We start from the raw sequence: 20,650 nt of genomic DNA on the forward strand, positions 1-20,650 counted from the left end.
GACCTTTCACCCCGCTTAACCCTCACCGGGTATCCTCCCCGCATGCGTCGATTCCCCCGCCTCGCCACCGTCGCCGTTCTGCTCGCCGCCACCGGTCCCGCCTGGGCTGCGGCCATCGTCGACAAGGTGCAGGTCGAGGGGCTGGACGACGAACTGATGGTCGAGAACATCAACGCCGCGCTGTCGCTCAACGACTCGCTCGGCAATCGCCTCGGCGAATCGCGGCTGGAATACCTGCTGGGCGAAGCCGTCGCCGAAACGCGCGAGGCCCTGGAGCCGTTCGGCTACTACTCGCCCACCATCACCATCGATGCCCCGCGCAGCGAGGCCGCGGAAGACGAGCGCCTGACGGTGGTCGTGCGCGTGCAGCTCGGCGAGCCGGTGCGGGTGCGCAGGCGCGACCTGTCCATCGAAGGCGAAGGCGGCGAAGACCGTTACCTCAAGGAAGACCTGGCCGCCTTCGCGCCGGATGTCGGGGATGTCTTCGACCACACCACCTATGAGGCGAGCAAGCTGGCCATCGTGCGGCGCCTGGCGGACCGCGGTTACTTCGATGCGGACTTCACCCATCGCCGCGTGGAGATCACGCGTGCCGACCACGCCGCCGACATCGCGCTCGGCTGGGTCAGCGGCATCCGCTACGACATGGGGGCGACGACCTTCCACCAAGACAAGTTCGACCCCGGTCTGCTCGACAAGCTGGTGTACTGGGAAGAAGGCAGCTACTTCCACCAGGGCAAGCTGGACCGGCTGCGCGAATCGCTGGTCGGGCTGGACTACTTCTCCAGCATCGACATCCAGGCCAATCCCGACAAGGCCGTCGACGGGCGCGTGCCGATCGACGTGAACCTGGAGCTGGCCAAGCGCGACATCTACACCGCCGGCCTGGCATACGGCACCGAGAGCGGCCCGGGTATCCGGCTGGGGCTGGACCGGCGCTACGTCAACTCGCGCGGGCACAAACTTTCCACGCACCTGGATTACGCGCAGAAGCGCAAGACGCTGCTCACGCAGTACCGCATCCCCGCGTTCAAGTGGCTCGATGGCTGGTACACGGTCGGCCTGCAGGCCAGCGACGAACAGACGGATTACATCGACCTGCGCCATGTCGAGTTCACCGGCAGCCGCAGCGGCCAGGTCAGCGAGGACTGGACGGCAGTGGCCTCGATCCATGCGCTGCGGGAACGCTGGCGCTACGTCGAGGATGATCCGTTGACCGGCCTGCCCGACACCACCGTGCAGTACGCCACGTTCACCTACCCGTCGCTGCGCGCGGACTACACCAATTCGCCGGTCGGTTCGAACCGTCCCGACCAGTTGGCAGGGTCCCTCCTGTTGCGCGGCGGCGTCGACGGCGCGGGCTCGGATGCCAACTTCCTGCAGTTCCACATGCGCGCGCGCTGGTCGCAGCGCTACAAGGCCAACAGCACGCTGATCGTGCGCGGCGAATACGGGCATACCTTCACCAGTTCGCTGGTGGCGATGCCGCCTTCGCTGCGCTTCTTCGCCGGCGGCGACCGCAGCATCCGCGGCTACGCCTGGCGCGAAGTCGGGCCGCGCCGCGGCGACTATGCGCTCGGCGCGAAGAACGTGCTCACCAGCAGCGTTGAATACGAGTTCTATCCGAAGGGCGGTCCTTACGGCGGCGCGGTGTTCGTGGATACCGGCAGTGCGTTCGACGGCACGCGCCCCGACCTCAGCACCGGCATCGGCGTGGGCCTGCGCTGGCGTTCGCCGGTCGGTCCCGTCCGCCTCGACGTGGCGCATGGCCTGAACGACCCGGATTCCAGCTTCCAGATCTACCTCAACATCGGGACCGACCTGTGAGGAAGAAGGCGCTTCCCGACGACCTGACACCGGAAGAGCGCGAAGCGCGCATCGCCGAGTTGCGCGCGCGCCGCAAGGCGCGCATGCGCACGTTGGCGATCCGCAGCGCGATCGGCAGCGGCGTGCTGCTCGTGCTGCTGTGCATCGGCCTGTACTGGCTGTTGCAGACGGTGGCCGGGCGCGACGTGCTGCTGGCGCAGATCCAGGCGCGGCTGCCGGCGGACGCATCGCTGACGTACAAGCAAGTCGATGGCCCCATCGCCGGTCCGCTGACGCTGCGCGGCGTGGATTTCCGCTGGGACACGATCCGCTTCACCGCAGACGAGGTCTATCTGGAACCCGACCTGCGGCCGCTGCTCGGCAAGCGCCTGCGCCTGGACGTGCTGAAGCTGCGCGGCGCGATGCTCGACGTGCCCGAAAGCGATGAACCGTTCGAGCTGCCGCGCTGGCCCGACGTGTTGCCGCAGATCGAGATGCCGCTGGCGATCCAGGCCGACCGCATGGAGATCGACCGCTTCCTGATCCGCCAGAGCGGACAAACGGTCATCGACATTTCGCGCGCAACCGGCGCGATCGACATCGGCAACGGGTACGTGCATGCGCAGAAGCTGGCCATCGCCAGCGACCGCGGCGCATTCGGCGTGCACGGCAGTTACGCACCGCGCGAAGGCTACGCCACCGACCTCACCGCGACGGGAGTGTTCCCTGCGCCATTGGGTCGCACGCCCGCGCGCATCGGCCTGGTGGCACGCGGCGATCGCGCGCGCATGAACGTCGGCGTGTCGGGCGCTGCGCCGGCCCCCGTGCGTGCCACGCTGACGTTGCGTGGCGAGACGAAGCCGACGTGGAACTTCGCGGCGAAGTCCGACGCCCTTGATCTCTCTCTGCTCGGCATGATGGAGGACAGCACCCCCGTGTCGTTCGACCTGGTCGCGAAGGGCGCCGGGGGTGCCGCCGACCTGCAGGGCACGTTGCGGCAGGGCGACATCGCGGTCGTCATCGAACCCTCGCACGCGCGCATCGACGGCGAAGTGCTGACCGTGGAGCCGCTGGCGATCCGCGCGTTCGACGGCTATGCCTCGCTGCGCGGCCGCGCCGATTTCACCGCGCCGGAGAATCCCGGATTCCGATTCGCCGTCAACGCGCGCAGCCTGCGCTGGGGTACGGAAGCGGACAGCATGATCGGCGCCGAAGGCGACTTCGGCCTGGCCGGCAAGCTGGACGCTTGGGCCGCCATCGGCAAGGCCACGCTGACGCGCGGCGATGAACGCGCGCTGCTGGAATTCGATGGCCGCGGCAATGCCGAGCGCGTGCAGCTGGAAACGCTGCGCGCCACCATGCCGACCGGCACGCTCGATGCGACCGGCACGGTCGGCTGGGCGCCGGTGCTGGATTGGGACGTGAAGGCGACGCTGGCCGGGTTCGATCCCGGCTATTTCGCAGCAGGATGGACCGGCAACGTCTCCGGCAACCTCGCATCGAAGGGGCGTCAGCGCGAGGATGGCCTGTTCCAGGGCGCGCTGGACATACCGAAGCTGAGCGGTCGCCTGCGCGACCGGCCGCTGGATGCACGCGGCACATTCGCGCTCGACGGCAACAACGGCGAAGGCGATCTGGCCTTGTCGCTCGGCGGCAGCCGCGTCACCGCGAAAGGCAAGGTGGGCGATACGCTGGCCATCGACGCCGCGTTCCGCCCGTTCAACCTCGCGGACCTGCTGCCCGAGGCCAGCGGCACGCTCGCCGGCACGGTCAGCCTCACCGGCGCGCGCAATGCGCCGAACATCGATGCCGACCTCGGTGGCGAGAACCTGCGCTGGAACGACTGGAGTGCGGGCACGCTCAGCCTGCGCGGGCGCCTGCCCTGGCGCAGTGGCAGCGGCAACCTGGCGCTGCAGGGCAGCGCGGTGGACGTGGGCGCCGTACTGGACACCGTCGCTCTCAACGCCCGTGGCGCCGTGGAAGACCTGCGCTTCGATGGCGACGCGCGCAACGCGATGGGCGCCGTCGCGCTGTCCGGCACCGCGCAGAAACGCGGCGCCCACTGGCAGGGCACGCTCGACGCGTTGCGCATCGCGCCGTCGAAGGGCAACCCATGGACCTTGCGGCAACCGGCACGCTTCGCGCAGAACGGCGCCAACTGGACGCTGTCCGAGAGCTGCCTCGGCTCCGACATCGGGGGCGAACTGTGCGCCAGCGCAAACTGGCCGCGCCAGGGGCTGGCCGTGCGTGGCGAAGCGCTGTCGCTCGCACTGGTGCAGCCGTGGCTGCCGCCGGCCGATGGTCGTCCGCTGACGCTGCGCGGTGAGTTCACCCTCGATGCCACGCTCCGCCCCGCCGGCAACGCCTGGCAGGGCGAAGTGCACCTCGCGTCGCTGGATGGCGGCCTGAAGATGGGCACCACCGCGCGCGGCGAGATCATCCGCTACGACAACTTCACCCTCGACGTGGACTTCACCCCGCAACGCATCCAGGGCCGGCTGGGCACCGGCTTCAAGGGCGACGGTTACGTGGATGCGACGTTCAACACCGGCTGGGACGCATTCGCGCCGCTGAAGGGCGACCTGTACTTCCACAACTCGCGCCTGTTCTGGATGGAGTTGTTCTCGCCGGACCTGGTACGCCCGCGTGGCAAGTTGGCTGGGCATATCGGCGTGGCGGGCACGCGCGGACGACCGCTGCTGAGCGGCGAAGCGACGCTGACCGAATTCACCGGCGAACTTCCCGCGCTGGGCGTGTCGCTGACCGACGGTGGCGCGGAGCTGGTCGCACTGTCCGACGGCAGCGCGCGCATCGACGGAAGCATGAAGACCGTGTCGTCCACCGGCGGCACCGGCACCGGCGGCATCCTCAACGTGTCGGGCACGCTGGGCTGGAACAACGACACCACGCCACTGCAGTTCCAGGTGCGCGGCGACAACGTGCTGGTCGCCGACACCACCGACCTGCGCGCGGTGGCGTCGCCGAACATCCAGGTGGGCTTCGCCGACAACACCATCCAGGTCCGCGGCGAGGTAGGTATCCCGTCGGCGACCATCGATGTCGAAAAACTGGACGACGGTGTGTCTGCCTCGGAAGACGTCGTGATCCTGGACCCCGTCGATCCCGAGCGCGCACCCAGTTCGCGCCTCGACCTGGACCTGTCGCTGAAGGTCGGTGACGAGGTCAGGTTGAAGGGCTATGGGCTGGAAGGCACGCTGGCCGGCACGCTGCACGTGCGCTCGCAGCCGGGCCGCGAAATGCTGGCGACCGGCCGGCTCGATGTGGACGGCCGCTACGAGGCGTACGGGCAGAAGCTGCGCATCACCCGCGGCGAACTGACGTGGAGCAACAACGCCGTCTCCGATCCGCGCATCAACATCCGCGCCGAACGCGACGTCGTCAGCGCCAGCGTCACCGCCGGTATCGACGTGACCGGCCGTGCCAGCCAGCCGCGTGCGCGCGTGTGGTCCAACCCGGCGATGTCCGAGTCCGAAGCACTCGCCTACCTGGTGCTGGGCCGCTCGCTCAACACGGCGAGCAGCGACGAAAGCCAGCGCATCAACGCGGCTTCGTCCGCACTGGGCGCGGGCGCAGGATTGCTCGCGTCGCAATTGGGCGCGAAGATCGGGTTGGACGATGCGGGGGTGCTGGAATCGCGCACGCTGGGCGGCTCCGTGTTCGGCGTGGGCAAGTACCTCTCACCCAAGCTGTACGTCAGCTATGGGGTCTCGATGATCGGTTCCGGATCGGCGGTGACGCTGAAGTATTTGCTGCGCAAGGGGTTCGACGTGGAAATCGAATCCAGCACCATCGAGACGCGCGGCTCGATCAACTGGCGCAAGGAAAAGTAGGCGTGCTGCCGTCGCTGACGGCACGACGCCTGCACGCGCAAGGCATAACGATGCCCCTTGCCGCGTCGCCTGCCAATGTCGTCCGCCACATGGGCGCGCTGCAGGCGCAGGACTACCATGCTGCGCTGTGGGCCATCGGACTGCGGACGGAAGCGGCGACGCGGGCACAGGTGGAGGATGCGATCACGCGCGGCGAGATCGTGCGCACCTGGCCGATGCGTGGCACGCTGCACCTGCTGGCACGCGAGGACGTGCGATGGATGGTGGCGCTGCTCGCACCGCGCGTGCAGGCGGCGCATGCCGCGCGCATCGCGCGCGACCTGGGTCTCGACGCGGCCACGCTGGCGACCGGGCGGCGCGTCATCGAGCGTGCGCTGGCCGAGGGCGCACCGGTCCCGCGCGCCGACCTGTATGCCCGGCTCGACGCCGCCGGCATCGCCAGCTCCGGTCAGCGCGGCCTCCACCTGCTGAACTGGCTGGCGCATGAGAGCGTGATCTGCCAAGGACCACGCCAGGGCAGACAGCCGACCTTCGTGCTGATGGAGGCGTGGGTGCCACCAGACGCGCCGCTGGACCGCGACGAAGCCCTGCACCGGCTGGCGCTGCGCTACCTGCAGGGCCATGGGCCCGCCACCGCCGCCGACCTCGCCTGGTGGGCGGGACTGACGCAGAAGGATGCGGTGCACGCGCTGGCGCTCGCCAGCGCAGAGACCGAACGGGAAGCGCGCGACGGCACCACCTGGTGGTGGCGTACCGGCGCACCGGCTGCGCCGCGGTCGCGCACGATCCACCTGCTGCCCGCCTTCGATGAATACCTGATCGGCTATCGCGACCGCACGCCGGTGCTGGACGCCGCGCATGCGCGCCGCGTGATCGGACTCAATGGACTGGTCGCGGCCACCGTCATCGCCGGCGGCCGGGTGGCGGCGACCTGGAAGCGCGGCAACGGCAACGACGACGAGGTCGTGCTCGATCCGCTGCGCGCACTCGCCGATGCCGAACATGCCGGCATCCGCCGCGCGGCGACGCGCTGGCGTCGCTTTCTCGGCGACGCTCGCTGACGGCACGGCACGCGCCTTCATTGCCGCAGCGGCGCAGGCCCGATATCGTCGCGGTCTCTCCGTTGGATGCTGACGATGCGCCGCCGACTTTCTACCTCCGTCCTCGCCCTGGGCGTCGCCCTGTCCCTGCCCGCCGAGGCCGACGAGGGCATGTGGATGCCCTCGCAACTGCCGCAGCTGGCCAAGACACTGCGCGACGCCGGTTTCACGGGCGATCTGAAGACGCTGGCGGACGTCACCGCCGCGCCGCTCAGTGCCGTGGTGCGCGCGGGTGGCGGGACGGGCGCGTTCGTGTCACGGGATGGCCTGCTGCTGACCAACCACCACGTTGCCTTCGGCGTGATCCAGTACAACAGCAAGCCTGGGCAGAATCTGATCGATGACGGCTTCATCGCAGCCGACCCTGCCGGCGAACTGCCCGCGAATCCCGACTTCCGCGTGTGGGTGACGGTGGGTTACGACAAGGTTACCGATACGGTGCTGAAGGACACCGCCGGCAAGACCGGGCGCGACTACTTCGATGCCGTGGACCGCGCAAGCAAGGCGATCGTGGCTGAGTGCGAGGCCGCCGGCGGCGTGCGCTGCAGCGTCGCCAACATGTACCACGGCACCGACTTCTACCGCATCACCCAACTGGAACTGCGCGACATCCGCCTGGCCTACGCGCCGCCCCGCGCGATCGGCAACTACGGCGACGAGATCGACAATTTCATGTGGCCGCGCCACACCGGCGACTTCACCCTGCTGCGCGCTTACGTGGGCAAGGACGGCAAGCCGGCCGCCTACAGCCCGGACAACGTGCCCTATCGCGCGCCCGCACACCTGTCGCTGGCCAAGGATGGGCCGAAGGCCGGCGACTACGCCATGCTCGCCGGCTATCCGGGCGTCACCTACCGGCACCGTACCGCGGCCGAGTTCGACGAACAGATCAACTGGACCCTGCCCTCACGCGTGGCCGTGTTCGACCAGCTCATCGCCGTAATCGAAGCGGCTGGCAGGCAGGATGCCGACGCGAAGACGCGCTATGCGGCGCAGCTGCAGTCGCTGAAGAACAACCGCAAGCGCGCTGCCGGCGAACTGGAAGGCCTGCGCCGCAGCGATGCCGTGCGCGTTCGTGCCGAGGACGAGCGCGGCATGCTGGCGACCGACGCGGCAGCGAAGGAACGGTCGGACATCGATGCGCTTGCCGCCTCGATCGCCGGCGGATCGGCGGTGCGCGAGCGCGAGCTGCTGTTGGCGCTGTTCGGTTCGCAGTCGCAACTGATGCGCAGCGCGATCACGCTGGAGCGCTTGCGGCTGGAATCGTCCAAGCCGGACGCCGAGCGAGAGAGCGGCTACCAGGCGCGCGACCATGCGTTGATCGAAGGCGTCCTGAAGCAGGTGCAACGCCGGTATTCGCCTGACGTGGAGAAGGCGCTGCTGACGGTGCTGTTGACGCGCTACCAGCAGTTGCCGGACGCGCAGCGCCTGCCGGGCTTCGATGCGGCCTTCGGCCGCACGCCTGCTGCGCTCAAGAAGGCATTGGATGTGCTGTATGCGGGAACGAAGCTCGGCGACGAGGCCGAGCGCCTGTCGCGCTTCGCAGCGGCGCGCGAAGGCAAAGCGCTGGCCGCCGATCCCCTGATCGACCTGGCAACGGCGCTGGTACCGGTGCAGTTGGCGCTGGAGCAGGAACGCAAGACGCGTGAAGGCGAGCAGCTGCGGCTGCGCCCGGCCTACATGCGCGCGCTGTTCGCTTGGCGCAAGCAGCAGGGACGCGCCCTGTATCCGGACGCCAACGGCACGCTGCGGGTCAGCTTCGGCAAGGTCGACGGCTTCTCGCCGCGCGACGGCGTGCAGTACACGCCGGTGACCACGGTGGCCGGCATCGTCGAGAAGAACACCGGCCAGGTGCCGTTCGACGCGCCGAAGCCGCTGCTCGATGCGATCGCCAAAGGGGATTTCGCCGGCACCGAAGATCCCGCGCTGAAGACGCAGACAGTCAACTTCCTCACCAACCTGGACACGACCGGCGGCAACTCCGGTTCGCCCGTGCTCAACGCGCGCGGTGAACTGATCGGCCTGAACTTCGACAGCAACTGGGAATCCGTCAGCGCCAGCTGGATGTTCGACCCGCACTACAAGCGCGCGGTGCACGTGGACATGCGCTACCTGCGCTGGCTGATGGGCAAGGTCTATCCGGCGCCGCACCTGCTGAAGGAAATGGGCGCACCGTGACGCCCGACGACGATCCGCGCCCGGTCGAACCCGAACCGCCGCTGCCCAGCGACTGCTGCAACAGCGGCTGCCCGATCTGCGTGCATGACCTCTATGCGGAGCAGTTGCAGCTCTACCGGCAGCAGTTGGCGGCGTGGAAGGAACGGCATCCCGAAGAACCCCCTGCAGGAGCGACGTAAGTCGCGACCGCACGCCTTCCCGCGTGCAAGGCTCGCCCTCCTGCATGGATGGTGCGTCGTCACTGAAAATCCACGGTCGCGACTTGCGTCGCTCCTACAACAGCCGAGCGGCACCTATGCCACGCGCGTGCGCCGCGCGCGCTCCAGGTGCACCAGCAACAGCGAGATGGCGGCCGGTGTCATGCCGGGGATGCGCTGCGCTTGGCCGACGGTCTCCGGCTGGACGCGCTCGAGCTTCTGCTGCACTTCCGCCGACAGGCCCCGCACGCTGGCGAAATCGAAGCCGGCCGGGATGGGCGTGGACTCGTTACGCTGCTGGCGCTCGATCTCGTCGCGCTGGCGGTCCAGGTAACCGGCGTACTTCACGCCGATCTCCACCTGCTCGGCGACCTGCGCATCGTCAACGCCGGGGCCGATCGAGGGCACGGCGACGAGCTTGGCGTAGTCCAGTTCCGGGCGCTTGATCAGGTCGAGCACGTTGGTCTCGCGGCTGACCTGCACGCCGAGGGTATCGGCCACTTCGCGGCCCAGGGCATTGCCGGGCGTGGCCCACAGCGCGCGCAGGCGGCCGGTCTCGCGGGCGATGGCCTCGCGCTTGGCGTCGAAGCGCTGCCAGCGCGCGTCATCAACCAGGCCCAGCGCGCGGCCGGTTTCGGTCAGGCGCAGATCGGCGTTGTCCTCGCGCAGCTGCAACCGGTACTCGGCGCGACTGGTGAACATGCGGTACGGCTCCTTCGTGCCGTGCGTGATCAGGTCGTCGACCAGCACGCCGAGATAGGCCTCGTCGCGACGTGGCGACCACGCCTCTTTCTGCTGCGCGAAGCGCGCGGCGTTGAGGCCGGCGAGCAGGCCTTGCGCAGCAGCTTCCTCGTATCCCGTGGTGCCGTTGATCTGGCCGGCGAAGAACAGGCCGGCGACCGCCTTGGTCTCCAGCGACGCCTTCAATCCGCGCGGATCGAAGAAGTCGTACTCGATGGCGTAGCCCGGACGCGTGATGTGCGCGTTCTCCATGCCACGGATGCTGCGCACGAGCGCGAGCTGGACGTCGAACGGCAATGATGTCGAGATGCCATTGGGGTAGATCTCCGCGACATCGAGGCCTTCCGGTTCGACGAAGATCTGGTGGCTGGCCTTCTCGGCGAAACGCACTACCTTGTCTTCGATCGACGGGCAGTAGCGCGGCCCGATACCTTCGATCTGGCCCGAGTACATCGGCGAGCGATGCAGCGAGCCGCGGATGATCTCGTGGGTCTGCTCGCTGGTATGCGTGATCCAGCACGACACCTGCCGCGGATGGTCGGACACGTCGCCCATGAACGACATCACCGGCAACGGATCATCGCCGGGCTGCTCCTCCATCACCGAATAGTCGAGCGAACGGCCGTCGATGCGCGGCGGCGTGCCCGTCTTCAGGCGATCGACCACGAAGGCGCCTTCGCGCAGGCGCTGCGCCAGTGCGGTGGCGGGTGGGTCGCCGGCGCGACCGGCGGCGTACTGGGTTTCGCCGACATGGATCTTGCCGGCGAGGAAGGTGCCGGCAGTCAGCACCACGGCGGGTGCGTGGAACGTCAGGCCGGTCTGGGTGACGGCGCCGCGCACCTTGTTGTTCTCGATGACCAGATCATCCACGGCCGCTTGGAACAGGGTGAGGTTCGCCTGCGCTTCGACCGCGCGGCGGATCGCGCTGCGGTACAGCGCGCGGTCGGCCTGGCAGCGCGTGGCGCGCACGGCCGGGCCTTTCGATGCATTGAGGGTGCGCCACTGGATGCCGGCACGGTCGGCCGCCCACGCCATCACGCCACCCAGCGCATCGATCTCCTTGACCAGATGGCCCTTGCCGATGCCGCCGATGGCCGGGTTGCAGCTCATGGCGCCGACGGTTTCCACGTTGTGCGTCAGCAGCAGCGTGCGTGCGCCCGCGCGAGCGGAGGCGAGCGCGGCCTCGGTGCCGGCATGGCCGCCGCCGATGATGATGACGTCGTAGTGGTGGAAGCGCTGGGTCATGGGGTCGGTCAGGGGACGGCGCCGGGAAAGCCCGGGATCGGTGGAAGCGCGTCGTGCGCAGGGCGGGAAGTTGGCACGCTTCCTGCTGTATCCCCCTGCACCCGTCGTGGCAAGCGACCAGGGGCGCCGGGCTGGTAATTGGAACAGGGGCCAGCCATGCGCACGCCGGGGATGCCGAGGGGCCGGTAGTCGGGGGACTGCCGGCCCCTTTTTTGTGCGCGCAGGATACCAGAGCAAGAAAAAAGCCCGGCATGACCGGGCTTCTTGTTAGGCGCCGACGCCCGATGGGGCCGGAACAGGGGGGATCCAGATTTCCCCACCGGACGTCGACATTGAACCTTTATTGCCGCTTACGTCAGAAAGCGACGCAACCGGTCAACTGGGTTTGCAGCCTGCGACGGCAGCGGCGGGAAAGCAACGGACGGGGCGTTGCGGGGGACTGGAATCAGGGTTCTATCTGACGGGAGGTATCCCGTTCCGCCCGGGCGGGGCGGGACGGCGGGGCCGGACGCTCCATGCGGGGCGGCGGCGACGCACGTTCCATGGTGCGGGGACGCTCCTGCCTTGGCATGGACGGAGGCGCGGTGACACGCGGGCGCTGGTAGCCACCGCCATCGACACGGGGCTGGCTCGGGGACGGCGCGGCCTGGTTGGGACGCCCCGGGACCATCGGCTGCGATCCCCCTTCGCGCCAGCGGCCGGTCGGGTCGCGCCACGGCGGCGGGCGATTGCCGCCTCCGCCATTGGACGGCGGGGGCTTGGGTGGGGGATTGTTGTGGTCCGGGCGCGGGTGACGCGGCGGGTAATAGGGGTAGTGGGAGCCGTAGTACCCGTAGTACGGATAGCCGTAATAGCCGCCGTATCCATACCCGCCATACCCATAACCGCCATAGGCTCCACCGCCACCGTAGTAGCCGCCGTACGGGTCGTAATACTGCGTGCTGGGCCGGCCATGGTAATAGCCGCCCGGTGCGGTATCGCCGACATAGTCGTACGTCGCGCAGCCACCCAGCGCGAGGCTGGCGAATGCGATGGTCAGAAGAGATGTGCGCTTCATGGCAGGACCCCCGTTGCTTTGCAGGGCCAGCATCGGCCTGCCGCATTGAATCCGTGCTTAACCCTGCCCCCTGCCCTGAGCGGTGAAATCGCCTGCTGGCGCAGGTTCATGTCGGGATGATGCGATAACCTTTCCGCATGCCGAGCCCCCTGCCCACCTTCCACGATGTCCTTGCCGCCGCCGCCCGCATCGCTCCGCATGCCCATGCCACACCGGTGCTGCGCTCGGGCGCGCTGGACGCGATCGCCGGTTGCGAGCTGCATTTCAAGGCCGAGCCGCTGCAGAGGACGGGGGCATTCAAGTTCCGCGGCGCGTGCAATGCCGTGTGGGCCCTCGACGACGCGACCGCCGCACGCGGCGTGGTGACGCACTCGTCCGGCAACCATGGGGCTGCGCTGGCCCTGGCCGCACGCACGCGCGGCATCGCCTGCCATGTGGTGGTGCCGGAAGGCGCGAATGCGGCCAAGCGGGCCAGCATCGCGCGGTACGGTGCGCAGCTGCACTCCTGTGCACCCACCATCGACGCGCGCGAGGCGACCGCCCGCGCGGTGCAGGCCGACACCGGCGCCAGCCTGATCCATCCGTATACCCACCCCCATGTCATCGCCGGCCAGGGGACCGCGGCGCTCGAGCTGCTCAACGCACAGGGCCCGCTCGATGCGGTAGTGGCGCCGGTCGGTGGCGGCGGGCTGCTGTCCGGCACCGCTATAGCTGCTGCCACCCTCGCGCCCGCCTGCCGCATCATCGGCGCTGAACCGGACGGCGCGGCCGACACCGCCGCCTCGCTGTCGGCGGGCGAGCGCCGCATCGAATTCACCCCCGATACCGTCTGCGACGGCCTGCGCGGCACGCTTGGCGAGCCGAACTTCGCGGTGCTGCGCGCATACCAGGTGGACGTGGTCACCGTGCCCGACGCGGAGACGCTCGCGGCCATGCGACTGCTGTGGCAATGCCTGAAGGTGCTGGTGGAGCCTTCGTCGGCCATCGCGCTAGCGGCGATCCTGCGGGAGCGCGGCCGTTTCGCAGGCCAGCGCGTCGGCGTGGTGCTGTCCGGCGGAAATGTCGACCTGGATGCACTGCCCTGGGAGCGCGCGGCATGAGGGGCAGGCAGCGGAAGACGAGGCGCGGCATCGGCGGCTGGCTCTGGCGGCTGGCACTGCTGGTGCTGGTCTGGCTGGTCGGCGTGGCCGCCTACATCGTCTGGGTGGGGCAGCGCGACGACGCCGGCCCGGCGGACGCCATCATCGTGCTCGGCGCCGCCGCGTACGATGCCAAGCCCTCGCCCGTGTTCGAGGAGCGCATCCGCCACGGCATCGACCTGTACAAGCGCGGCCTGGCGCCGAAGCTCATCTTCACCGGCGGCTACGGCGGCGTGGGCGCACGGTTTTCCGAATCGCAGGTCGCGCGCCGCTATGCGCTGCGCCAGGGCGTACCCGACAAGGCCATCCTGATCGAATCGTTGTCGCGCAACACGCACGAGAACCTGCGGCAGGCCTCGCTGCTGATGCACGAGCACGACCTTCACCGCGTCATCATCGTCAGCGACCCGCTGCACATGGCGCGGTCGCTGCGGATCAGCCGCGGCCTGGGCATCCACGCGGTGGGCTCGCCCACGCCGACCAGCCGCTTCCGCAGCTTCGCCACGCGCTGGCGATTCCTGCTGCAGGAAGTCTACTTTTTCCACCGCGACCGGCTGCCGCGCTGACAGCGGGGCGTATCATCCCCGCCTTGCCCACCCCACGGGACTTCCCATGAAGATCGACGGCACGCGCCGGCAAGACCGCGCCACCGAACTCGTCCTGAGCTACTACACGGCGTTCAACCGCGGCGACTGGGAAGGCATGCTCTCGATGCTCACCGACGACGTGGTGCACGACCTCAACCAGGGCGCGCGTGAAACCGGACGCGAGGCGTTCGCGACGTTCCTGGGCCGCATGAATGCCTGTTACCGCGAGCAGCTGCGCGACATCGTCGTGCTGGTAACCCAGGATGGCCAGCGTGCGGCTGCCGAGTACGTGGTGCATGGCGAGTACCTGCACACCGACGAAGGCCTGCCCGAGGCGGACGGACAGACTTACATCCTGCCGGGCGGCGCCTTCTTCGAGATCCGCGACGACCGCATCGCGAGGGTCACCAACTACTACAATCTGCAGGAGTGGGTCCGGCAGGTGAGCCGCGCCAGCTCCTGAACCGACGCGGACGCGATAGGTCGCCGCAAGCTTTGGGGTGGCGACCCCGTCGGCGAGCTACTCGCCGCGTCGCCGGATCGGAATCTTCGACAGCGGCACCGCCGCGATGTCCTCGCCCTGCCCGCGGATCGGCGCGCCCGGCGGTGGCGCCCATGCGTGCGCGTAGATCACGTCCCAGGTGCTGGGCAGCTTTCCGTCCGCGCGTCGCAGCGGTTCGTACGCACGGGCGGCAGCGGCGAACCGCGCGCGCCCCGTCAGCGTATGGCGGCGATGGCGCAGTGCGTTGGTCGCGCCCATCGCGCGCAGTTCGCGCATCAGGGCGGGCATATCGTCGTAGGTCAGCGTGAAGCGATCGCGGTCGAGCACCGGATCACGGAAGCCCGCGAGCATCAACGCATCGCCGAACTGCGCGATGGGCGGGAACGGACTGACATGCGGCGTGTCGTCGGCTTGCGCGAACGCCTCGCGCAGTTCCTGCAGGGTTTCCGGGCCGAACGTCGAGCACACCAGCAAACCGCCTGGTTTCAGCACGCGACGAAAGCCATTGAACGCCGCCGGCAGGTCGTCGACCCATTGCAGGCTGAGATTGCAGAACAGCACGTCGACACTGGCCTCGGCCAGTGGCAAGGCGCGCAGATCGGCGCAGACGCGCTGGAACGGCTTCCACCAGCCGGCCTGTTTCTTCGCCTCGCGCAGCATCGGCAGCGCCAGGTCCAGCGCGATCACCTGCGCCTTCGGCCAGCGCTTGCGCATGGTGGCGGCCGCATGCGCGGGTCCGCACCCGACATCCAGCACGACGCGCGGAGCCACGGCGTCCGGTCCCTGCCGCAGGGCGAAGTAGTCCAGCGATTCCAGCAGGCGCTTCTCGACCTCGTGCTGCAGCGCCGCCGCCGCGTCATAGCCTGCGGCCGAGCGCGAAAAGGCGCGCCGGATGTGGCGTTGGTCGAAGGTGGTCATGCGACCTCGTCCTGCCGCAACGACTGCATGAACGCGTCCACGTCGCCCGCCACGAGATCGGCGTGGCCAAGGAACGGCGCATGGCCCCCGCCCGCGATCTCGACGAACGTGGCGTGCGGCGCGGCGGCGGCCGATGCCTGCATCGCCTTCGACGGCACCAGCAGGTCACGGCGTCCGGCAAGCCACAGGGTGGGCACAGCGAGTGCCGGCAGCGTCGCGCGCAGGTCGGACTGCTCGAGCAGCTTGAGACCGGCATGCAAGGCGGCAGGCGACGGTTCGCCGCGGGCATACAGATCCTGCTTCAACGTGCGCAACTCGCTGCGGGCGTGTTCGGAGCCCATCGTGTCGAGCGCGAGGAACCGGTCCAGCGTGCCTGCGTAGTCGTTGCGCAGGTCGTCGCCGAACTGGGCGAACACCCGTGCCTCGACCGCATGCGGCCATGTTTCGTCGCGGACGAAGCGCGGCGTCGCGGCGATCATCGCCAACCCGCGCACCTGCGGCGACGAGGCTGCCGCATGCAGCGCGAACAGGCCGCCCAGCGACCACGCCAGCCAGACAGCCGGCGGCGTGCGCGCGAGGATGGCATCGACCGTGGCGCCCAGCGTCAGCGCGACCTCGCTGTCGCGGCTGTGGCCATGGCCCGGCAGGTCGACGAGATGCAGCGTGTAACGGTCGGACAGTCGCTGCACCAGGGGCGCGAAGACGCCGCCATGCAGCGCCCAGCCATGCAACAGCACCAGGGAGGGGCCGCTGCCGAGGGTTTCGATATGCATGCCGCTTATTGTCGCCGATCCCGCGCGAGTCGGGACCGTGCGGCCGCGCGCGGGTTCGATCAGGCGACCGCGCCGTGCACGCGCTGCACCGCCTCCCACGCGCGCGACAAGGTCGTCACCAATCCGTCCACGTCCTGCGGCGAATGCAGGGCGGACAACGTCACCCGCAGCCGCGCCTTGCCGTCGGGTACCGTCGGTGGCCGGATCGCCGGCACCAGGTAGCCGGCGCTGTCCAGGGCGGCGGACAGCGCCAGCGCCGTGGCATCGCCGCCGCACAGCACCGGCTGGATCGCGGAGTCCGAAGCCATCAGCTGCAGCCCCGCGCGCTGCGCTCCGCTGCGGAATCGATCGACCAGCGACATCAGCTTGTCGCGCCGCCACTGGTCGCGGCGCGCATGCTTCACCGCAACGCGCGTGGCCGCAGCCAAGGCCGGCGGCATGGCCGTGGTGTAGATGTAGGGGCGCGCGGTTTCGGCCAGGTGCTGGATCAGCGTGTCCTCGCCGACCACGACCGCGCCGTAGCCGCCCAGCGCCTTGCCCAGGGTGACCAGCTGCAGCGGCACGTCGGCGACGCCCATGCGCGCTTCGGCCACGCTGCCGCGCCCTTCCGGCCCGCGCACGCCGACGCCGTGCGCGTCGTCGACGAAGAACAGCGCCTGCTGCATGCGGGCGACGAGACTGAGCGACCGCAGCGGCGCGGCGTCGCCATCCATGCTGAAGACGCCATCGGTGGCCAGCATCGCCGCGCCCTCCGGCTGCAGCTTCAGCTGGCGCAATGCGCCTTCGGGGTCGAGATGCGGATAGCGGCGCAGCTTCGCGCCCGCAAGCCGCGTGGCATCCAGCAGGCTGGCGTGGTTGAGGCGGTCCTGCACGCAGACATCGCCGTCCTCCAGCAATGCCTGCTGTACGGCGAGGTTGGCGAGGAATCCGCTGCCGAACAGGAGCGCACGCGGATAACCAAGCCATTCGGCGATGTCGCGCTCCAGCCCCTCGTGCGCGGCGTGGTGGCCGCTGACCAGGTGCGAGGCGCCGGCGCCGGCGCCTTCGCGCGCGGCGGCGTCCTGCAGCGCGTTGGTCACTTCGAACTGCTGCGCCAGTCCCAGGTAGTCGTTGCTGCTGAACTCGGTCAGCCAGCGCCCGCCGATCTCGACCCGCACGCCGTCGCGGCGCGCGACGGTGCGGCGGACGCGCTGCCGGCCCAGCACGATGCGCTGCTGGCGCTGGGCGAGGATGCGGTCGTGCAGGTCGATGCGGGTCATGTCGGCGGGCCTGGCGGATGAGGACGCCGGGGCGCGGGAAGTCATCGACGACGACACGCCGGCCCGCGTTTCCGCGCCAGCGTCTTCGTCCGGTACTGCCCCCTATCGCCCCGACTTACGCCGCCCGGCCGCAGGACGGCTCGGGACGGGTGATGTCGGCATGCACCGTACCGCTGCCCGGTGCATCGGTTCTGTGATGGTCGTGCACGTTTTCCACCTGCACGGCCATCGGACGCAGGCCCAGGCGGGCGAACAGCGCCTGGTCGCGCTCGGTGTCCGGGTTGCCCGTGGTCAGCAGCTTCTCGCCGTAGAAGATCGAATTGGCGCCGGCCAGGAAGCACAGCGCCTGCAGCTCGTCGCTCATCGCCTCGCGGCCGGCCGACAGGCGCACCATCGACGCCGGCATGACGATGCGGGCGACCGCGATGGTGCGTACGAACTCGAAGGGGTCCAGTTCGCTGGTGCCATGCAGTGGCGTACCGGCGACCTGCACCAGCCGGTTGATCGGCACCGAATCCGGATGCGAGGGCAGGTTCGCCAGCGCCTGCAGCAGGCCGGCGCGCTGGTCGCGCGACTCGCCCATGCCGACGATGCCGCCGCAACAGGTCTTCATACCGGCGTCGCGCACGTGCGCCAGCGTGTCCAGGCGGTCCTGGTACTGGCGGGTATGGATGATGTCGCCGTAGAAGTCGGGCGCGGTATCGAGGTTGTGGTTGTAGTAGTCCAGCCCGGCGTCCTTCAGCGCCTGCGCCTGTTCGCCACTCAACATGCCGAGCGTGGCGCAGGTTTCCAGGCCCATCGCCTTCACGCCGCGGATCATCGCGGCGACCTTCGGGATGTCGCGGTCCTTCGGCGAACTCCACGCCGCGCCCATGCAGAAGCGCGAGGCGCCGGCCGCCTTCGCCTGCGCCGCCTTGGCCAGCACCTCGTCGGCGTCCATCAGCTTCTGCGCGGCCACGCCGGTGTCGTAGCGCTGGGCCTGCGGGCAGTAGGCGCAGTCCTCCGGGCAGCCACCGGTCTTCACCGACAGCAGTGTGGACACCTGCACTTCCGCCGGGTCGAAGTGGGCGCGATGGACCGTGGATGCCCGATGCAGCAGCGCGGGGAACGGCAGGTCGAACAGGGCCAGCAGTTCGTCGCGCTGCCAGTCGTGGCGCACGACCGGCGCATCGGGAGAAATGTGAAGGGACATCGCGGCCTCGGCGGACTACAGTCGGGGAAGTCTGGAAACCGGGCCCTGCCCTGTCAACCGCATGGATGCTTTGGAAGTTGACGGCTGGTGGCGCCGTGCGAGCCGGTGGCTGCTGGCGCCACGCTGCCTCATCTGCCTCGAACGCGGCCACAACGGCATCGATCTGTGTGCGTCCTGCACCGAACGGCTGCCTTGGAACCGAGTCGCGTGCGTCCGGTGCGGGTTGCCGATGCCGGCGGCCGGGGAATGCGGCGACTGCCTGCAGCATCCGTCCTCGCTGACGCACGTGCGCGCGGTGTTCGTCTACGGTTTTCCCTTGGACCGGCTGGTACCGCGCTTCAAGTTCCACCGCGACCTCGCCGCGGGCCGGCTGATGGCGAACCTCATGGTCGGGGCGCTGGCATCGGCCCCCCGGCCGGACGCCGTGGTTCCGCTTCCGCTGCACGCGCACCGCCTGCGGGAACGGGGCTACGACCAGGCGCTCGAACTCGCACGACCCTTGGCGACCACGCTCGCACTGCCGCTCCGCACCGACCTGCTGCTGCGGGTCCGCGCGACGGCACCGCAATCGGAACTCGACGCCGGCCAGCGGCAGAAGAATGTCGCACGCGCCTTCGCGGTGTCGCCGCGCCTCACGCCGCCCGACCACGTGGTGTTGCTCGACGACGTGATGACCACGGGCGCCACGCTGGATGCGGCGGCGCGCGCGCTGCGGCGCGCGGGTGCGAAGCGGGTGGATGCCTGGGTCTGCGCGCGCGTGCCCTGAGGCCATGCACTCCCTGACCCCTCCTGGCAGAGCGGTGGCGGTCACCCGGCACGGCAGCGTCAGCACGATCTGGCCACCCACCGGGAAGGCCGGAATGCTCCCACCGCTCTTGCCGGTCAGGCTCGCGGACGGACACCGTTTCACCCCGGTCAGAGGGCGCCGCCGGTCGCGATGCAGCCCGCCATCGGCGCAGGATCGGTGCACTTCGGGCGTCGCGCAGCATTGTTCCTTTTGCGGCGGCCGGGACCGGATTGCCGGCGGTCATCGTGTCCGTCACGACGCGGTCCGACAACGCGGTGACGGGGCTGGCCGCTCTTGACGATCGACAGGCCCGCGCGGGGAATGCGCACGTTGCGGGATACGCACGACCGCAATGATCGTGAAAGCGTTACGCGGCGCGAAGGGCAAGATCCAGTGCCAGGCCGGCGAAGATCGCCGCACCCACCCAGTTGTTGTGCAGGAAGGCGCGGAAACATGCGGTGCGTTCGCGATGACGCGCCATCCAGAACTGTGAGATGACCAGCAGGGTCGCCACCGCCAGGCTGATTCCGTAATACATGCCCAGCCCGGCCTGACGTCCCACCAGGTACAGGGCGATGATGACCAGCGCGTACAGCACGCCCTGGATGACCAGGTCCAGATCGCCGAACAGGATGGCGGTGGATTTCGATCCCGCGCGCAGATCGTCTTCGCGATCCACCATCGCGTACCACGTGTCGTACGCGGTGGCCCACAGGATGTTCGCGCCATAGAGCACCCAGGCAACCGGCGGCACCTCGCCCTGCACCGCCGCAAACGCCATCGGGATGCCCCAACCGAACGCCAGGCCCAGGTAGACCTGCGGCAGGTATGTATAGCGCTTCAGATACGGATAGCTCGCCGCGAGGAACAGGCCGACCACACTCAGCGCGACCGTGAGCCGGTTCATCGTCAGTACCAGGCCGAAGGCGGCCAGCATCAGCACCGCGAACACGACCAAGGCTTCGCGCCCGGATACGGCACCGGTCGCCAGCGGGCGATCGCGCGTGCGCTCCACCTGCGGGTCCAGCCATCGGTCCGCGTAATCGTTGATCACGCATCCCGCCGACCGGGTCAGCCAGACGCCGGCGGTGAACACGACCAGCGTCCACCAGGGCGGCACGCCGCCGGCTGCCAACCACAGTGCCCACCAGGTGGGCCACAGCAGCAGCAGCACGCCGATAGGCCGGTCGCCGCGCACCAGCTTCCAGTACTGGCCCAGTCGCGCACGCCAGCGCAGCGCGCCGCCTTCTTCGAAACGCTCGTATCCCATGCGGAAAGGGTAGCAGGCGCGATGGCGCGGTCCGGGCATTTCCCCGCC

At 69.3% G+C, this 20,650-nt stretch carries 16 protein-coding genes; 9 read left to right on the plus strand and 7 right to left on the minus strand.

What is annotated here, in order from left to right; translation table 11 throughout:
• Positions 1 to 42: 42 nt before the first annotated feature.
• The 5 genes from ACSQ19_RS06670 to ACSQ19_RS06690 all read left to right on the plus strand — a co-directional run bounded on the left by ACSQ19_RS06670 (position 43) and on the right by ACSQ19_RS06690 (position 9,114).
• On the plus strand, positions 43 to 1,827 hold the full coding sequence (locus ACSQ19_RS06670; RefSeq protein WP_436000779.1) for an autotransporter assembly complex protein TamA: 1,785 nt from the start codon (positions 43 to 45) through the stop codon (positions 1,825 to 1,827).
• A complete protein-coding gene (locus tag ACSQ19_RS06675; RefSeq protein ID WP_436000781.1) occupies positions 1,824 to 5,657 on the plus strand; it encodes a translocation/assembly module TamB domain-containing protein in 3,834 nt (1,277 codons plus the stop codon). The genes ACSQ19_RS06670 and ACSQ19_RS06675 overlap by 4 nt, the downstream gene beginning before the upstream one ends.
• A gap of 50 nt (positions 5,658 to 5,707) precedes the next feature.
• Positions 5,708 to 6,718 (plus strand): winged helix DNA-binding domain-containing protein, encoded by a 1,011-nt coding sequence (locus tag ACSQ19_RS06680; RefSeq protein WP_436000783.1) that lies wholly within the window; start codon positions 5,708 to 5,710, stop codon positions 6,716 to 6,718.
• Between the two features lie 75 nt (positions 6,719 to 6,793).
• Entirely contained in the window at positions 6,794 to 8,935 is a 2,142-nt protein-coding gene (locus ACSQ19_RS06685; RefSeq protein WP_436000785.1) for a S46 family peptidase, read from the plus strand.
• Positions 8,932 to 9,114 (plus strand): oxidoreductase-like domain-containing protein, encoded by a 183-nt coding sequence (locus tag ACSQ19_RS06690; RefSeq protein WP_436000787.1) that lies wholly within the window; start codon positions 8,932 to 8,934, stop codon positions 9,112 to 9,114. The genes ACSQ19_RS06685 and ACSQ19_RS06690 overlap by 4 nt, the downstream gene beginning before the upstream one ends.
• A gap of 114 nt (positions 9,115 to 9,228) precedes the next feature.
• Here ACSQ19_RS06690 and mnmG read toward each other — a convergent pair whose 3' ends face one another.
• The gene (gene mnmG, locus ACSQ19_RS06695; RefSeq protein ID WP_436000789.1) at positions 9,229 to 11,118 is read right to left on the minus strand and encodes a tRNA uridine-5-carboxymethylaminomethyl(34) synthesis enzyme MnmG; all 1,890 of its coding nucleotides are present in this window, start codon (positions 11,116 to 11,118) and stop codon (positions 9,229 to 9,231) included.
• A 445-nt stretch (positions 11,119 to 11,563) separates the two neighbouring features.
• On the minus strand, positions 11,564 to 12,175 hold the full coding sequence (locus ACSQ19_RS06700; protein WP_299345971.1) for a hypothetical protein: 612 nt from the start codon (positions 12,173 to 12,175) through the stop codon (positions 11,564 to 11,566).
• A gap of 137 nt (positions 12,176 to 12,312) precedes the next feature.
• On the opposite strand from ACSQ19_RS06700, the gene ACSQ19_RS06705 reads away from it, so the two are divergent.
• Genes ACSQ19_RS06705 through ACSQ19_RS06715 form a run of 3 tightly spaced genes read left to right on the plus strand, consistent with a single transcriptional unit; the run spans position 12,313 to position 14,364 of the window.
• Complete coding sequence (locus tag ACSQ19_RS06705; protein WP_296281646.1) at positions 12,313 to 13,275, plus strand: threonine ammonia-lyase; 963 nt, start codon at positions 12,313 to 12,315, stop codon at positions 13,273 to 13,275.
• Complete coding sequence (locus tag ACSQ19_RS06710) at positions 13,272 to 13,880, plus strand: YdcF family protein (RefSeq protein ID WP_436000792.1); 609 nt, start codon at positions 13,272 to 13,274, stop codon at positions 13,878 to 13,880. Before ACSQ19_RS06705 ends, ACSQ19_RS06710 begins: the two co-directional genes overlap by 4 nt.
• 46 nt (positions 13,881 to 13,926) lie before the next feature.
• Positions 13,927 to 14,364, plus strand: coding sequence for a ketosteroid isomerase-related protein (locus tag ACSQ19_RS06715; protein ID WP_296281650.1), 438 nt, complete (start codon positions 13,927 to 13,929; stop codon positions 14,362 to 14,364).
• A 57-nt stretch (positions 14,365 to 14,421) separates the two neighbouring features.
• On the opposite strand, the gene bioC is transcribed toward ACSQ19_RS06715, so the two are convergent.
• The 4 genes from bioC to bioB all read right to left on the minus strand — a co-directional run bounded on the left by bioC (position 14,422) and on the right by bioB (position 18,545).
• Positions 14,422 to 15,321, minus strand: a complete 900-nt coding sequence (gene bioC, locus ACSQ19_RS06720) for a malonyl-ACP O-methyltransferase BioC (RefSeq protein ID WP_436000795.1) — start codon at positions 15,319 to 15,321, stop codon at positions 14,422 to 14,424.
• A complete protein-coding gene (gene bioH / locus ACSQ19_RS06725) occupies positions 15,318 to 16,094 on the minus strand; it encodes a pimeloyl-ACP methyl ester esterase BioH (RefSeq protein ID WP_436000796.1) in 777 nt (258 codons plus the stop codon). The genes bioC and bioH overlap by 4 nt, the downstream gene beginning before the upstream one ends.
• Before the next feature lie 59 nt (positions 16,095 to 16,153).
• Positions 16,154 to 17,353, minus strand: coding sequence for an 8-amino-7-oxononanoate synthase (bioF, locus tag ACSQ19_RS06730; RefSeq protein WP_436000798.1), 1,200 nt, complete (start codon positions 17,351 to 17,353; stop codon positions 16,154 to 16,156).
• 115 nt (positions 17,354 to 17,468) lie between these two features.
• On the minus strand, positions 17,469 to 18,545 hold the full coding sequence (gene bioB / locus ACSQ19_RS06735; RefSeq protein ID WP_436000800.1) for a biotin synthase BioB: 1,077 nt from the start codon (positions 18,543 to 18,545) through the stop codon (positions 17,469 to 17,471).
• A gap of 61 nt (positions 18,546 to 18,606) precedes the next feature.
• On the opposite strand from bioB, the gene ACSQ19_RS06740 reads away from it, so the two are divergent.
• Positions 18,607 to 19,311, plus strand: coding sequence for a ComF family protein (locus ACSQ19_RS06740; RefSeq protein ID WP_436000802.1), 705 nt, complete (start codon positions 18,607 to 18,609; stop codon positions 19,309 to 19,311).
• 388 nt (positions 19,312 to 19,699) lie between these two features.
• Here the strand turns inward: ACSQ19_RS06740 and ubiA are convergent, their stop codons facing one another.
• Positions 19,700 to 20,602 (minus strand): 4-hydroxybenzoate octaprenyltransferase, encoded by a 903-nt coding sequence (ubiA, locus tag ACSQ19_RS06745; RefSeq protein WP_296281662.1) that lies wholly within the window; start codon positions 20,600 to 20,602, stop codon positions 19,700 to 19,702.
• Positions 20,603 to 20,650 lie beyond the last annotated feature (48 nt).

This window comes from Pseudoxanthomonas sp. LjRoot127 (assembly GCF_964253495.1).
Lineage (GTDB): Bacteria > Pseudomonadota > Gammaproteobacteria > Xanthomonadales > Xanthomonadaceae > Pseudoxanthomonas_A.